At 69.4% G+C, this 15704-nt stretch carries 12 protein-coding genes; 7 read left to right on the forward strand and 5 right to left on the reverse strand.

Annotation, left to right across the window (positions count from 1 at the left end; genetic code table 11):
- Positions 1–10 precede the first annotated feature (10 nt).
- Positions 11–1048, reverse strand: coding sequence for an Rv2578c family radical SAM protein (locus C0012_RS12595; protein ID WP_111466961.1), 1038 nt, complete (start codon positions 1046–1048; stop codon positions 11–13).
- 100 nt (positions 1049–1148) lie between these two features.
- Here C0012_RS12595 and C0012_RS12600 point away from each other — a divergent pair, with 100 nt between their 5' ends.
- Both C0012_RS12600 and C0012_RS12605 read left to right on the forward strand, forming a co-directional pair.
- Positions 1149–2138, forward strand: a complete 990-nt coding sequence (locus C0012_RS12600) for an aldo/keto reductase (RefSeq protein WP_111466962.1) — start codon at positions 1149–1151, stop codon at positions 2136–2138.
- Positions 2139–2186: 48 nt separating this feature from the next.
- The gene (locus C0012_RS12605; RefSeq protein ID WP_111466963.1) at positions 2187–4280 is read left to right on the forward strand and encodes a RecQ family ATP-dependent DNA helicase; all 2094 of its coding nucleotides are present in this window, start codon (positions 2187–2189) and stop codon (positions 4278–4280) included.
- A 93-nt stretch (positions 4281–4373) separates the two neighbouring features.
- Here C0012_RS12605 and C0012_RS12610 read toward each other — a convergent pair whose 3' ends face one another.
- Positions 4374–5909 carry an SPFH domain-containing protein gene (locus C0012_RS12610; RefSeq protein WP_232527925.1) on the reverse strand — a complete coding sequence of 512 codons (1536 nt, stop codon included), beginning with the start codon at positions 5907–5909 and terminating at the stop codon, positions 4374–4376.
- 141 nt (positions 5910–6050) lie between these two features.
- Here C0012_RS12610 and C0012_RS12615 point away from each other — a divergent pair, with 141 nt between their 5' ends.
- The 3 genes from C0012_RS12615 (at position 6051) to aqpZ (ending at position 8794) form a co-directional block, all read left to right on the forward strand.
- Positions 6051–6416, forward strand: a complete 366-nt coding sequence (locus tag C0012_RS12615; protein WP_111466965.1) for a YrdB family protein — start codon at positions 6051–6053, stop codon at positions 6414–6416.
- Positions 6417–6509: 93 nt separating this feature from the next.
- Positions 6510–7961, forward strand: coding sequence for an FAD-binding oxidoreductase (locus C0012_RS12620; protein ID WP_111467201.1), 1452 nt, complete (start codon positions 6510–6512; stop codon positions 7959–7961).
- Between the two features lie 71 nt (positions 7962–8032).
- Positions 8033–8794: an aquaporin Z gene (aqpZ, locus tag C0012_RS12625; RefSeq protein ID WP_111466966.1), complete on the forward strand. Its 762-nt coding sequence runs from the start codon at positions 8033–8035 to the stop codon at positions 8792–8794.
- 9 nt (positions 8795–8803) lie between these two features.
- Here aqpZ and C0012_RS12630 read toward each other — a convergent pair whose 3' ends face one another.
- A complete protein-coding gene (locus C0012_RS12630) occupies positions 8804–9583 on the reverse strand; it encodes a glucosamine-6-phosphate deaminase (protein ID WP_111466967.1) in 780 nt (259 codons plus the stop codon).
- 168 nt (positions 9584–9751) lie between these two features.
- On the opposite strand from C0012_RS12630, the gene C0012_RS12635 reads away from it, so the two are divergent.
- Positions 9752–11290: a L,D-transpeptidase family protein gene (locus tag C0012_RS12635; protein WP_111466968.1), complete on the forward strand. Its 1539-nt coding sequence runs from the start codon at positions 9752–9754 to the stop codon at positions 11288–11290.
- 54 nt (positions 11291–11344) lie between these two features.
- The gene (locus C0012_RS12640) at positions 11345–11797 is read left to right on the forward strand and encodes a GNAT family N-acetyltransferase (RefSeq protein WP_111466969.1); all 453 of its coding nucleotides are present in this window, start codon (positions 11345–11347) and stop codon (positions 11795–11797) included.
- A 122-nt stretch (positions 11798–11919) separates the two neighbouring features.
- Here C0012_RS12640 and C0012_RS12645 read toward each other — a convergent pair whose 3' ends face one another.
- Positions 11920–13734 (reverse strand): ABC transporter ATP-binding protein, encoded by a 1815-nt coding sequence (locus C0012_RS12645; RefSeq protein ID WP_111466970.1) that lies wholly within the window; start codon positions 13732–13734, stop codon positions 11920–11922.
- A complete protein-coding gene (locus C0012_RS12650; protein ID WP_111466971.1) occupies positions 13731–15629 on the reverse strand; it encodes an ABC transporter ATP-binding protein in 1899 nt (632 codons plus the stop codon). The genes C0012_RS12645 and C0012_RS12650 overlap by 4 nt, the downstream gene beginning before the upstream one ends.
- Between the last annotated feature and the right edge of the window lie 75 nt (positions 15630–15704).

The following is a 15704-nucleotide window of genomic DNA, read 5'->3' on the forward strand; positions in this document are numbered from 1 at the left end:
CTTCGCGTTCTCAGAACAGCGTCGGCTGCGGGCTCGGAGCGAGGGTCTCCGCGGCCGCCACCCGGGCGGCGCGACGCACCTCCGGCTGGTCTTCGTCATCGCGCGGGTCGAGCCCGTGCCGGCGCAGGAGTGGGCGCAGGCGGGCTCCGAGCTGCCGTCGATAGGCGGCCGGGGCGGACGAGGATCGGTCGTAGAAGCGCCGGTATCCCGCCTCGAGCTCGGGATGCTCGCGCGCGATCCACGCGAGGAACCACTCCTTAGCGCCCGGGCGAAGATGGAGCGCGCCGAAGACGACGCGCGTGGCGCCCGAGGCCGCGATCCGCTCCACCGCGTGCTCAAGCTGCTCGGGTGAGTCGGTCAGCCACGGCATGATCGGCATGAGGAAGACGGTCACCCGGAATCCGCGCTCCACCGCCTGCCGCACGGTCGCGAGGCGCGCCTCAGTCGACGGAGTGCCGGGCTCGACCGCGGCCTGCAGCTCGTCGTCGAAAACAGCGATCGACATCGCGATGTCGACGGCCACGTGCTCCGCAGCCTCGCTCAGAAGCGGCAGATCCCGGCGGAGGAGCGTCCCCTTCGTGAGGATCGAGATCGGCGTCGCGCTCTCGCCGAGCGCGCGGATGATGCCCGGCATGAGGGCATACCGACCCTCAGCGCGCTGATACGGATCGGTGTTGGTGCCGAGCGCGACGAGTTCGCGCCGCCACGATCGGCGCCCCACCTCGGCCCGCACGACGTCGGGCGCATTGACCTTGACAACGAGCTGACGATCGAAGTCGTCGCCCGCGTCGAAGTCGAGGTAGCGATGCGTGGCGCGGGCGAAGCAGTACACGCACTGATGACTGCATCCGCGGTAGGGGTTGATGGTCCAGCGAAACGGCATGGGGCTGGCGTCGGGTACGCGGTTGAGCGCCGTCTTCGCCCGGACCTCATGAAACGTGAGCCCTGCGAACTCGGGAGTGCGGACGGTGCGCACGAGACCTGGCATCGGCAGAAGAGCGGGCTCGCCTGGGGACGAGGTTTCGATTTTCTGTCCACTCCACCGCATGCCACCATTCGAACATTTCTTCGACTGCCTGTCAACGGCGCCGCACGCCCTCCGCGATCGCTAGGCTGATCCCACGCGTTCACAACGACGAGGAGCAGCTGTGGAGCATCGGATTCTGGGGCGAACCGCGCGCGAGGTGTCGGTCGTCGGACTCGGCACGTGGCAGCTCGGCGGTGACTGGGGCGATGTCGACGAGGTTGCCGCTCTCGACGTTCTCGACGCGGCCGCGGAAGCCGGAGTGACATTCTTCGACACCGCCGATGTCTACGGCGACGGACGCAGCGAGCAGCGGATCGCGGCGTGGCGGCGCGCGAATCCCGGTTGGCAAGGAACTGTCGCGACGAAGATGATCCGCCGCGCGCCTGCCCCGTCGCTGCGCTACGCGTCGTACGACGCATTCCGCGACTGGGTGGATCGCTCGCGCCGCAACCTCGGCGTCGACACACTCGACCTCGTGCAGCTGCACTGCCCGACCGACGACGTCTTCGCCTCCGACAGCGTGTTCGACGATCTCGACACCCTCGTCGACGAGGGCGCGATCGCCGCGTACGGCGTGAGCGTCGAGACCTGCACGCAGGCGCTTTCAGCGATCGCACGCCCGCACGTCGCGAGCGTGCAGATCATCCTCAACGCGTTCCGGCAGAAGCCGCTCGACCGCGTGCTGCCGGCCGCCGAGGCGGCCGGTGTCGGTGTCATCGCCCGCGTGCCGCTGGCGAGCGGGCTCCTGTCGGGGCGGTACACGGCCGACACGACCTTCGCCGCAGACGACCACCGGTCGTTCAATCGGGACGGATCCGCCTTCGACGTGGGTGAGACCTTCGCCGGAGTCGACTTCGCGACGGGCGTCGACGCGGCCGCCGAGTTCTCCGCGCTCGCGCGTGACATCGACATCGAGCCCGCCGCGGCGGCACTCGCGTGGGTGATCCAGCAGCCCGGCGTGACGACCGTCATTCCCGGTGCCAGAAACGAAGCGCAGGCGCGCGGCAACGCCGCGGCAGCTGACGTGACCGCGCTCCCCGAGTCCTTCGTCTCTGATGTGCGCGCCCTGTACGACGAGAAGATCCGCCCGCAGGTGCACGACCGCTGGTGACGGTCGCGCGATGCTTCGCATGTCGGACGTCGATGCGAAGCTGAGGGCATGACAGACGACTCCCTCCGCTCCGACGCGCTCGCCGCGCTCCGGCTCCTTGTCGGTCGTGACGATGCGAGCTTCCACGATGGCCAGTTCGAGGCGATCGAGGCACTCGTCGGAGAGCGCCGCCGCGCGCTCGTCGTGCAGCGCACGGGGTGGGGAAAGTCCGCCGTCTACTTCGTCTCGACCGCGCTGCTGCGCGCGCAGGGCGCAGGACCGACGATCCTCGTCTCCCCCCTCATCGCCCTGATGCGCGACCAGATTCGCGCCGCGGAGCGCGCCGGGGTGCGCGCCGTGGCGATCAATTCGACGAATGCGCACGAGTGGGACGACGTGCGCGCCCGTCTCGACGCCGACGAGGTCGATGTGCTCCTCGTCTCCCCCGAGCGCCTCAACAATCCGACGTTCCGCGACGAGCAGCTGCCGACGCTCGTGCGGCGCATCGGCATGCTCGTCGTCGACGAGGCGCACTGCATCAGCGACTGGGGCCACGACTTCCGACCCGACTACCGTCGCCTCCGCGATCTCATCGCGAAGATGCCTTCGTCGGTTCCCGTGCTCGCGACGACGGCGACGGCGAACTCACGCGTCGTGGCCGACGTCGTCGACCAGCTCGGATCCGATCGCGTCACGACGATCCGCGGCCCGCTCGCCCGCTCGTCCCTGCGTCTCAGCGTCCTGAGCCTGCCGGATGCGACGGCGCGCCTCGCCTGGCTGCTCAGCCATCTTGATGATCTCCCGGGCTCGGGCATCATCTACGCCCTCACCGTCTCGGCCGCGGTCGACACGGCGCAGCTGCTCCGCGAGCACGGGCACAGGGTGCGGGCCTACACGGGCCAGAGCGACGCGGATGAGCGCGAGGAGTCCGAGCGCCTGCTGAAAGAGAACGAGGTCAAGGCGCTCGTCGCGACGAGCGCCCTCGGCATGGGCTTCGACAAGCCCGACCTCGGATTCGTGCTGCACCTCGGCGCACCGTCGTCGCCCGTCGCCTACTACCAGCAGGTCGGCCGTGCCGGGCGCGCGACCGACTCCGCCGATGTCGTGCTGATGCCCGGCCCCGAAGACGCCGACATCTGGCGGTACTTCGCGACGGCATCGATGCCCGACCAGGAACGCGCAGAGCGGGTGATCCGGGCACTGAACGAGTCGGACAGACCCCTGTCGACCGCAGCGCTCGAGACCGTGGTCGACATCCGGCGCACCCGGCTCGAGCTGCTGCTGAAGGTGCTCGACGTCGACGGAGCCGTGCAGCGCGTGCGAGGCGGCTGGACCGCGACGGGCGCGACATGGACCTACGACACCGAGCGCTACGACCGCATCGCGGAGGAACGGCGCGCCGAGCAGAACGACATGCTCGCGTACGAGCAGACGACCGAATGCCGCATGGAGTTCCTGCAGCGCCGCCTCGACGACGAGACCGCGGCGCCGTGCGGACGCTGCGACAACTGCGCCGGCGCGTGGCTGACGGCCGACATCGCCCAGACCTCGACGGCGGCCGCCGCCTCGGCGATCGATCGCGTCGGCGTGCCGATCGAGCCGCGGCGCCAGTGGCCGACCGGCCTCGAACGGCTGGGAGTTCCGCTCAAGGGCCGCATTCCGGCCGACGAGCAGGCGGCCACCGGGCGCGCGCTCGCCCGGCTCACCGATCTCGGCTGGGGCGGCCCCCTGCGCGAGCTGTTCGCCGCGACTGCTCCCGACCAGGAAGTCCCCGCGCGCCTGCTCGACGCGTGCGTGCGGGTGCTCGCCGAATGGGGATGGGACGAGCGGCCCGTCGCCGTCGCCGCGGTGCCGTCGCGCTCGCGGCCGATGCTGGTCCGCTCCCTCGCCGAAGGCATCGCCCGCATCGGGCGCCTGCCCTTTCTCGGCGAACTCACGACCGACCCGGCCGCACCCCCGGCGCGGCCGGGTGGCAACAGCGCGTTCCGCGTCGCCGATCTCCGGGACCGATTCTCGGCCGAGGGCCTCGACATCCCCGCTGGCCCCGTCCTGCTCGTCGACGACCTCGTCGACAGCCGGTGGACCTCGACGATCGCCGCGCGCGAGCTGCGCCGCGCCGGAGCAGCCTCCGTCCTGCCGTTCGCGCTGGCGCTGCGGTCCTGACCGCGGCAGCCGTCTTTCCCTGTCACACAGAGACGCGCTCGCCACGTGCCCTCGTGATGTCGAGGGCACGCGGCGAGCGCGTGTGGGAGGGTTTCAGTCCGCGGCGGGCGCTTCCTGACCATCCTGCGCTGCAGGCGTCTCGGCGGGCGCACCCTGCTCGGCCCGTGCCTGCGCCTGTCCGGACGCGATGCCCCGCCCCATGGCGTTGCCCTGGATGACGCCCGACAGGTCGATTCCCGTCGCCTCGCGCACCGTGTCGAACATGGCGCGCATGCCCATCGCGGCCTCGCCGGCCATGTGGGTCGTCGCTCCGCCCTCGCCCGATCCGGAGAGCACCGTGACATTGCCGACGTTTGCGTAGCCCTTCGCGAACTCGGTCATCATCGGCACGAGCACGTCGAGCGAGCGCTGTGCGAGCACCGCCTCCTGGTTCTTCTTGAGCGCCTCGGCCTCGGCCTCGATGGCCGCCGCCTTCGCCTCACCGGCCAGGCGGATCGCGTCGGCCTCAGCCTGCGCCTTGGCGCGCGCAGCGTCGGCCTCAGCCTCGGCCTGCACGCGGATCGCCTCGGCCTCACGCTCGGCCTTCTGTGCGTCTGCCTCGGCCGCCTTGATCTGCGAGTAGGCGTCGGCGTCGGCCTCACGACGCTGCACGTCAGCCGCCGCCTCGGCATCCTTGGCGCGCGAGTAGGCGCGCGCGTCGGCCTTCTTCTGCTCTTCGTACTGAGACGCATCGGCGACGCGCTTGACGTCGGCATCCAGCTGGGCCTGCTTGTTCTCGGCCTGCTGCATGAGGACGCCCTGCTCGGCGCGCGCACGCGCCAGCGCCTCGGCCTGCTCGGCCTCTGCGCGCGCCTCGCCGACGTCCGCGGCGGCCGCGGCCTGGTTCTTGTCGTACGCCGTCTGCTCGACGAGCGTCTCCTCGCTCGTCGAGATCTCGCGGGCCTTGATCTGGCGCTCGGCGTCGATGCGAGCGATCTCGGCCTGGCGCTTGACCTTCGAGACCTCTTCGGCACCGAGAGCGTGAACATAGCCGTTCTCGTCGGTGATCCCCTGGATCTGGAAGCTGTCGAGCACGAGACCCTGCTCCTCCAGATCGCTCTTGATGAGCGTGGCGATCTGGTCGCTGAGCTCCTGGCGGTCCCGCATGAGCTGCTCGACCGACAGCGTCGCGACGACGCCGCGGAGGGCACCCTCGAGCTGCTCGGTCGTGAATACCTCGATGGCCTTGTCCTGGGACACGAAGCGCTCGGCCGCGCGCGCGATCGATTCGCCGTCGGATCCGACCTTGACGAGCGCGACGCCCGTCACGTCGACCGTGACGCCCTGGATCGACTGCGCCGTCGGCTGCACCATGATCTGGCGCGCGCGGAGCGACAGCGTCTCGGCGCGCTGCGTGATCGGGTTCACGACCGCGCCGCCGCCCCGGATCACCGCGACGTTGGACGTCGGTCCCGTCCCCTTCTTCTGCTTCCGTCCGACGATCACCAGCGCTTCGTCGGCCCGCGCGACCTTGTACCAGGCCCGCATCAGCAGCGTGACGATCAGGGCGATGATCGCCGCGACGACGAGCAGGATGATGAGCCCGATGACGACGGCGACACCTCCTGCGGCCCCCAGGATTCCACTCACGTTCGTATCTCCCCTTCGTTCAGCCGTCCGCGCGCGCCGGCGACGCCGCCCAACGGGTTCCATCCACTCTATTCACCGCGAGCATCAGCCGCAGGTTCCGTTCCGGCCGAGTTCACGGCCGGCCGTTCGTAGACTGGTGTCATGCCCGAGAATCCGTCGCCCGACGTCGCCCGTCCGCGCATCACGGTGCTCGATGTCCTCCGATTCCTCAGCGAGCTTCTCGCGTTCGGGTCACTGGCGCTCTGGGGCTTCCTCGCCTGGCCGCTGCCGTGGAGCATCGTCTTCGGGCTCGGCGCGCCTCTCGTGGCGATCCTCGTGTGGGCGCTGTTCCTCTCCCCCCGCGCCGTCCTTCACCTGCATCGCGACGTGCGCGCCGTCGTCGAGCTGCTCGTCTTCGTCAGCGCCACTCTCGCGCTGTGGGCGCTCGGTCTTCCCTGGGCGGGTCTCTCCGTCGGCGTGTTCTGCGTCGTCGTCGGCGTGCTCCACGGCCGGCGCGGCGTGCGCTGACGAGCGGCAGCACAGGCACGCAGCCGCGACACGCCCTGCGTATCCCCCCTCGACAAGGCGTGTCGTGACTGCTCGTCGTCGCAGACTGGGGTGATGAGCGACGACACTCCTTCAGCACCCCGACGGCGCGTCGACGCGAGTTCGGCGAGCACTGCCGGATCCGCAGACGTCCTTGGCGCCCTGCGCGGAGCGCTCGGCGACCGTGTGACGACGGATCCGGACGCGCTCGAAGCGGCGCGGCGTGATCGGTCCGGGCACGCCGCCGCCGAGCGCCCGCTCGCCGTCGTCCGCGCCGCCTCCATCGACGACGTCCGCGCGACGATGCGGATCGCGAGCGAGACGACGACGCCGGTCGTCACGCAGGGGGCCCTGACGGGGCTCGCGGGCGCGGCGAACGCTGGGGGCGGCGAGATCGCCCTCTCGGTCGCGGACATGACCCGGATCCTCGACGTCTCGCCCGACGACCAGCTCGCTGTCGTCGAGCCGGGGATCCTGAACGCCGCTCTGAACGAGCACCTCGCCACCCACGGCCTGTGGTGGGCGCCGGACCCGGCCAGCCGCGAGATCTCCACGGTCGGCGGGAACATCGCGACGGGCGCGGGCGGGCTGCTCTGCGCGAAGTATGGTGTCACCCGCGACGCCGTGCTCGGCGTCGACGTGGTCCTCGCCGACGGTTCTCTCGTGCGCATGGGCCACCGCAGCGTGAAGGGCGTGACGGGCTTGGATCTCACGAGCCTCATGATCGGGTCCGAAGGGACGCTCGGCGTGATCGTGGGCGCGACGCTCAAGTTGCGCCGCACGGTCCCGGGCGACGTGTGCACGCTCACCGCGATGTTCCCCTCGGTGCGCGAGGCGGCAGCCGCTTCTTCAGCTGTGACGGCATCGGGTGTCGAACCCGCGATCATGGAGCTCATGGACCACGCGAGCCTCTCGGCGGCCTGCGGCGTGCTCGGCCTGGATGCGCCGACGTCCGGAGCCTCGCAGCTGACGATCCAGACCGACGGGCCCGCTGCGACGGCCGAAGCCGAGAGCATCGCCGACATCCTCCGTCGGCGCGCGTCCGAGGTCCGCGTCACGCGCGACCGGGCCGAGGGCGAGGAGCTGCTGCGCATCCGCCGCGCGATGCACCCGGGCATGGCGTCGCTCGGCACGACGCTGATCGAGGACGTCTCGGTGCCGCGCTCACGCATGGCGGAGATGTTCGACGAGATCGCGCGCGTCGAACGCGACCACGGCGTGCGGATCCCGACCGTCGCGCATGCGGGCGACGGCAATCTGCATCCGAACTTCATCTTCGACGGGGAAGAGGTGCCTCCCGGGATCTGGGAAGCGGCCGACGATCTGTTCCGCGCCGCCATACGCCTTGGCGGAACCCTGACGGGCGAGCACGGCATCGGCGTGCTCAAGAGCCGCTGGCTCGCCGACGAGCTCGGCGAGAAGCAGTGGCAGCTTCAGCGCGACATCAAGAACGTGTTCGATCCGCAGGGTCTGCTCAACCCCGGCAAGGTGTTCGCGCCGCGAGACGAGCTTCTCCAGCACCCGTAGACAGGCGTCCGCCCTCCGGGCTAGCTTGAGCCTGTCGCGGCCGCGACACGGATCTCGAGGAGAGGCTGACCATGGGGGACGACACGACCGGGGCTGCGCGGCCCGCCACCTCATCCGCGCTCATCGCCGAGTTCCTCGGCACATTCCTGCTCGTTCTCGGGGGCGTCGGATCTGCCCTGTTCGCCGCCGACTTCGGAACGGGCGCCAATGGATCGAGCCTCGGCATCGGCTTCGTCGGCGTCGCACTCGCCTTCGGCCTCACGGTCGTCGCCGGCGCCTATGCGTTCGGCCCGATCTCTGGCGGTCATTTCAATCCCGCTGTCACGCTCGGAGCGGCGGCTGCCGGCCGCATCTCGTGGGGAGCGGTTCCCGGCTACATCGTCGCGCAGCTGCTCGGAGGCATCGCCGCGACGAGCATCATCGCACTCATCGGATCGTCGCAGGACGGCTGGCTCGCCGCCGCCCGCGACGGCGGCTTCGCCAGCAACGGATGGGGCGAGATGTCCCCCGGTGGATTCGGGATCGTCGGTGCGATCGTCGTCGAGATCGTCTTCACCGCCATCTTCCTGTTCGTCATCCTCGGCGTGACCGACGCGAAGCGGGGCAATCCCGCCCTCGCAGGTCTCGCCATCGGACTCACTCTCACGCTCATCCACCTCGTGACGATCCCGGTCGACAACACGTCGGTGAACCCGGCCCGTTCCCTCGCCGCCGCGGTGTACGGAGGCGGCGACGCGCTCGCCCAGCTGTGGGTGTTCCTGCTCTTCCCGATCGTCGGCGGACTGCTCGCCGGCTTCCTCTACGGGCCCCTCCTCGGACGCGACAAGAAGTAGATCCGGGGGTCAGATCCCCTGCCACTCCGGCTTGCCGGCGAACGTGTCACGGTAGTAGTCGACCAGGCGCAGCTGCGACGCAGCGGCCTCGTCGACGACGACCGTGACGTGCGGGTGCAGCTGGATCGCCGATCCCGGGAGCATGGCCGTCACGGGCCCTTCGACGGCCCCCGCGACAGCTTCTGCCTTGCCCTCGCCGAACGCGAGCAGCACGAGGTGGCGCGCCTCGAGAATCGTGCCGAGCCCCTGAGTGAGGCAGTGACGCGGCACCTCGTCGATCGATCCGAAGAACCGCGCATTGTCCTCGCGCGTCTGCCGCGTGAGCGTCTTCACCCGCGTGCGCGAGGCGAACGAGGATCCGGGTTCGTTGAAGCCGATGTGCCCGTCCGTGCCGATCCCGAGGATCTGCACGTCGACGCCGCCTGCGGCGCGAATCGCCTCGTCGTAGCGTTCGCCCGCCGTGGCGACATCATCGTCATGCGCGGGCGGCGTGCGAATCAGCTCGGGCGTGAGCCCGAGGGGTTCAACGACCTCCCGCGCGATCACTGACGCGTACGCCTCGGGGTGAGCGGGGTCGATCCCGATGTACTCGTCGAGAGCGAAGCCGCGCACCCGGGAGACATCGACGCCCTGCAGCCGCGCACGCAGCGCCTCGTAGACAGGCAGCGGCGTCGAGCCTGTCGCGAGGCCGAGGACGGCGTCGGGTCGGCGTGTGACGAGAGCGGCGATCTCGTCTGCGACGAGAGCGCCCGCAGACGCGCGATCGGGAACGATGACGACCTCAGCCATGCGGATCCTCCGGGATTCACGAGAAGAGTATTCGACAACGATCCTGTCATGCGGTCCACTGCGATCGTGAACCTTTCGTGATCGATTCCCCCGCCCACATGGAGGTGTGCCCAATATCATGGTCGGTGACCCGCGTGATGCGTCGCGCGAATTGGGGAGGAGATCTCGATGACCGATCTGGTGACCGAGCCGACGCGCACCGACAGCGCTGATTCGACGAGCGAGCCGCACGTGCAGTGGGTCGCGCCGCAGCCGAAGAAGCGATCCGCCAAGAAGCTCTGGCTCGGCATCGGCATCCCGACCGTCGCGGTCGTCGCCGTCGGCGCTCTCGCGTTCGTCGGCACGACGTTCATCGCCCCCGGCACCACGGTCTTCGGTGCCGAGGTGGGTGTGCAGCGCGTCAGCGGCGCTCAGCAGTCGATCGCGGCGCACATCGCGGAGATGCCGATCACGGTCTCCGTCGACGACACCACCGAGACGTTCTCCGGCGCCGACCTCGGCCTCACCGTCGACGCCGAGCAGTCCGCACAGCAGGCCCTCGATGCGGCACCTCTGTGGCAGATCGGCACGTGGGGCTCCGGCGACGTCGACGCCGATCTCACGGTCGACGCTGCCGCGATCCGCGAGTCGCTGGTGAGTGCGTTCCCCGATTCCTACACGGATCCCGTCAACGCGAGCATCGCCTACGTCGACGGCGCCTACGCGGTGACCCCCGCGGAGGCGGGCCGCGGTATCGACATCGACGCGCTCGCCGACGAGATCGGCTCCCAGCTCGCGGCCGAGCAGGGCGTGCAGGCGATCGCCTCCGGCGCGACACCGCTCGCCGCCGCGGCCTCCGCGATCTCGGTTGACGCGATCGTCACGGAACAGGACGCCCCCTTCACGACGGCCGAAGCCGAGGACGCTGCGACGAAGCTCAACGCCGCCGTCGGCGGCGTATCGTTCACACTCGACGGCGACGTCGTCGACGAGGTCCCCGCTGAGACGGCGGCCGAGTGGCTCGACGTCACGGTCTCGGATGCCGGCGAGCTCGACATCGCGGCGAAGACGAGCAGCATCCGCGCATACGTCGACGAGCTGCCGTCGAAGGTCGGCCAGGAGCCGGTCGACAGCGACGTCGTCGTCGACGCGGCCGGCGTCGTGAGCAAGGTTCTCACCGAGGGCCAGGACGGATACCGCGTCACGTCGACGGACGGCGCAGACGTGCAGATCGCCGAGCAGCTCACCTCCCTCGCCTCGGGCGCCGAGATCGCCCTTGAGGGAGAGAAGGTCGCGCACGAGACGACCGAACGTCTTCGCAGCTCGGTCGTCATGAAGAGCGAGGGACGCGCCTACTTCTACGAGTCGGTCAACGGCGGGGAGAAGCAGCTCGTGAACAGCTTCCCGATGGCCATCGGCAAGCCAGGCTATGACACCCAGGTCGGCGATTTCACCGTCTACGGCCAGCTGACGATCCAGCACATGGGCGACTGCGATGCGCAGGGCAACTACGTACCCGATCCGGACACGTCGTTCGACTACTGCACGGCGAACGTGCCGCACCCGACGTACTTCAACGGCGACCAGGGCTTCCACGGCACCTACTGGCACAACAACTTCGGCCCTGGCGCGCGAATGAGCCACGGCTGCGTCAACCTCACCGAGTCGGCCGCCGCCTGGGTCTACTCCTTCCTCCAGATCGGGTCGCCCGTCTCCGTCCGTGCATGACCCGCGGACGGCGCCGTCTTCCCTCCCGCCTCGAGGGTGCTCTACGCTGACTGCATGACCGATCTGCACGTCGAAGAGCTGTCGGCCGACACGATCGTCGCCGCGAACAGTCTCACGCTGAAGCCGGGGCAAGAGGAGTTCATCGCCCCGACGACCTACTCCGTCGCGATGGTGGTGGCCGATCCCCAGAAGACCTGGCAGCGCGTCGTCGTCGACGGCGACGACGTCGTCGCGTTCGTGCGTGCCTACTTCGACCCCGATGCAGAGAGCGAGCACCTTCGCGCCGCCCTCTGGCGCATCAATGTCGACGCCGGCACTCAGGGGCGCGGCGCCGGTCGCTTCGCCGTCCAGGCGGTCATCGACGAGGCGCGACGCCGCGGTTTCGACCGACTCACCGTCGTCTACGAGGCCGGCGAGCTCGGACCGGAGGCGTTCTTCCGACGTGTCGGTTTCACACCGGTCGACGAAACCGAGTACGGTGAGGTGGTTGCCGAGATCATGCTCTGATCCGGCTCTCAGACTGGCGGCGGGACCTAGGTTCCCCTCCCCCCACCGAGGTTCCGCCGCCATCCCTCATGCACGAGGCCCGCATCCCATTGGGATGCGGGCCTCGTCTCGTCGGCGGCGACTCACACGAGCGAGTCCTGCCACGCCTGGTGCAGCTGGGCGAACTTGCCCGTGCCCTCCTTGAGCGCTGCGGGCGCGTCGTCCTCGATGATCCGGCCGTGCTCCATCACGAGCACCCGGTCGGCGATCTCGACGGTCGACAGCCGGTGCGCGATGATGATGGCCGTGCGATCGGCCAGCAGGGTCTGCAGGGCCGTCTGGATCATCCGCTCGGACGGAATGTCGAGCGACGCCGTGGCCTCGTCGAGGATGAGGACCGACGGATCCGCGAGGAAGGCCCGCGCGAACGACACGAGCTGGCGCTGCCCCGCCGAGACGCGACCACCGCGCTTGTTCACATCAGTGTCGTAGCCGTCGGGGAGCTGCTCGATGAATTCGTGCGCTCCGACCGCCTCGGCCGCGCGCACGATCTCCTCCATCGACGCCCCCGGCTTGCCGAGCGCGATGTTGTCGGCGACGGATCCGCTGAACAGGTAGGCCTCCTGCGTCACCATCACGATGGCGCGACGCAGATCCTCCGGCGCGAGATCGCGCAGATCGATCCCGTCGAGGGTGACGCGACCCTCCGTCGGATCATAGAAGCGCGAGACCAGCTTCGCGAGGGTCGACTTGCCGGCGCCCGTCGTGCCGACGATCGCGACGGTCTGCCCCTCCGGGATGTCGAGCCGGAAGTCGGGAAGCACCGTCTTGCCCTCGCCGTACGCAAAGGTGACGTCGTCGAACAGCAGGTGGCCACGCGATTCCGGCAGGGCGACCGGCTTCTCGGGGTCCGGAACGGTCGGCTGCTCCTGCAGCACGCCCGACACCTTCTCGAGCGCTGCGGAGGCCGCCTGGAACGAGTTGATGAACATCGCCACCTCCTGCAGAGGCGTGAAGAAGTTCCGCACGTACAGCACAGCCGCGAGCAGCAGTCCGACGGAGAACTCGCCCCATGTGATGCGCACGCCGCCCCACAGGACGACCGCTCCGATCGCGAACGCCGAGATCGCCATGAGCCCGGGCTCGAACGTGCCGAAGAGCCGGATGACGCGCATGTTCGCGTTGCGGTAGTCCCACGCGAGGGATCCGAACTGCTTCTCGTTGCGGGGTTCGGTGCGGAACGCCTTGCCCGCGCGGATCCCCGTCATCGTCTCGACGAACTTCACGATCACCTGCGCGCTGATGACGCGGGTGTCGCGGTACGCGAGCTGCGAGCGGCGGTAGAACCAGCGCATCAGGAAGGCGAGGGGGATGCACGCGAGCACGATCACCGCGCCCGACTGCCAGTCGATGATCATGAGCGCGATGAACGTGAAGACGCCGTAGAGCACGCCGCTGACGAGCTGCTGCAGGCCGCCGTTCATGAGCTCGCGGATCGTCTCGAGGTCGCTCGTCTGGCGCGAGATGATGCGCCCCGAGGTGTACGTCTCGTGGAACTCGAGGCTCAGCCGCTGCGTGTGACGGAAGACGCGGCGCCGGAGGTCGAGCAGCACGGTCTGCGTGAGCCTGGCCGAGAGCATGTCGAACCAGGCGAGCATCCCCGCGCCCAGGATCGCGGTGAGCGCGTAGGCGCCCGCGATGAGCCACGTCAGCCCCCAGTCGTCGCCGTCGAGGACGGCCGGAAGTGCCTCGTTGAGCCCCAGCCCGAGCAGCGCGGGACCGAGCACACGGATGCCGGTCTGCGCGACGACGACGATCGCCGTGAGCGCGACCTGCCCCTTGAGCGGGACGAGGAGCGAGACGAGCAGCCGCCAGGAACGGCGACGGATCGCCCGGCTCTCCTCGCGCGTGTAGTCGTTGCGGTCCTCGCCCGCGACGCCCTGAACCGTCGTGCTCATCGTGCGCCTTCCTCGTCCGCGTCGTCGGCGTGCACGGTGCCCGCCAGGATGTCCAGCTCCGAGGTGGGGTTCGGGTCCCTGCGCACCCGCTCGGCCTCACGCTCGTCGGCCTCGAAACTCGAGATAACCGAGCGATAGCTCGGCGATGTCGCCATCAGCTCGTGGTGCGTGCCGACGGCGGCGATGCGGCCGTTCTCGAGCAGTGCGACGCGATCGGCGAGCGCAACAGTCGACGGCCGGTGCGCGACGACGAGCGCCGTCGTGCCGGCAAGAACTCGCTTCAGCTCGGTCTGCACACGCTCTTCCGTGTTGACGTCGAGAGCCGACAGCGGATCGTCCATGACGAGTACCTTCGGCCGCGCCGCGACGGCGCGCGCGAGAGCGAGACGCTGCCGCTGGCCTCCCGACAGGCTCATGCCCTCCTCGCCGATCATCGTCGCAGCGCCGTCGGGCAGCTCTTCGACGAAATCAGCCTGGGCGACGGCGAGGGCCTCGCGCATGACGCGGTCGGCCTCCTCTGAGAAGAGATCGAGGTCGTCGCGCCCCAGCAGCACGTTCTCGCGCACGGATGCCGAGAACAGCGTCGCGTCCTCGAACGCGGTCGCGATGTGCGTACGCAGCTCGACGAGCGACATCTCGCGCACGTCGACGCCGTCGAGGCTCACGCGTCCTGCTGTGACATCGTAGAGGCGCGTCGGCAGTGTCGTGAGCGTCGTCTTCCCGGATCCCGTCAGACCGACGAGGGCCATCGTCTCCCCCGGTTCGAGGGCGAGATCGATGCCGTCGAGAAGGTCGCGCTCGTGCTCGCGCGCGTCCTGATAGCGGAAGTGCGCGTTCTCGAAGGCGAGTGCGCCGCGCGGTCGCTCGATCGACACGGGCGACACCGGATCCGTGATGGTGTCGACCGCGTCGAACACCTCGAAGATGCGATCGGTCGCGGTACGCGCGTCGAGCATGAAGGAGAACAGGAAGCCGATCGACTCGATCGGCCACCGCAGGATCGTCGCCATCGCGAAGAAGGCGAACAGCTGCGAGATCTCGACCTGCCCGTCGGCCGTCAGCCAGATACCCGTCGCGAGGCACGCGGCGAAAGCGAGCTCGGGCATGAGCACGAGCACGAAGTCGACGACGGCGATCTCGCGGGCCTTGCGCATCTCCGTGCCGCGTAGGCCCTCCGCCTGGGTCGTGAAGCGGCTCAGCGCGTGAGGTCCGCGGCCGAACGCCTTGAGCACGCGGATCCCGTGCACGCTCTCCTCGACGCTGGTCGCGAGATCGCCCTGCTGATCCTGGCTCCGCCGGGTCAGGAGGCTGTACGCGTTGTGGAACCGGTAGCCCTGGATCCAGAGCGGGATGCCCGAGACGACGAAGATCGCACCCAGCAGCCAGTGCCACTGGAACAGCAGCACGGATCCGATCACGACCGTGAGGCAGTTGACGACGAGCATGATGAACCCGAATGCCATCCACCGGCGGATGAGGCCGATGTCCTGCATCATCCGGCTGAGCAGCTGCCCACCCTGCCAGCGATCGTGGAACTCGATCGGCAGCTTCTGCAGGCGGTTGTAGAACGACGCCCGCACGTTGTACTCGATCGCCGTCGCCGGGGCGAGCACGAGCCAGCGGCGCAGATAGACCATGACCGCCTCGAGCAGCCCGAGCCCGAGAACGGCGAGCGCGCCCCAGACGACGGCCGAGGTCATGCCGCTCGCGATGGGACCGCCGACGATCCATTCGAGGGCGGTCGGGATCAGGAGCGCGACGACGGAGGCTCCGAGCGCCGACAGCCCGCCCAGAGCGATCCGCGGGAGATCTTTCTTGGCGAAGGGCACCAGGCGCAGCAGAGCACGGTGAAGCGGGAGGCGCGCGGGCGCGCCGGAAGAAGTATCAGCAGACATCTCAGCCTCGAAACGGAACCGATGCCGCGAATGCGACAGCCCTCCAGCCTATGACAAGACTGGAGGGCTGTGGAA

Origin of the sequence: Microbacterium suaedae, assembly GCF_003254645.1 — a bacterium.
Taxonomy (GTDB): Bacteria; Actinomycetota; Actinomycetes; order Actinomycetales; family Microbacteriaceae; genus Microbacterium; species Microbacterium suaedae.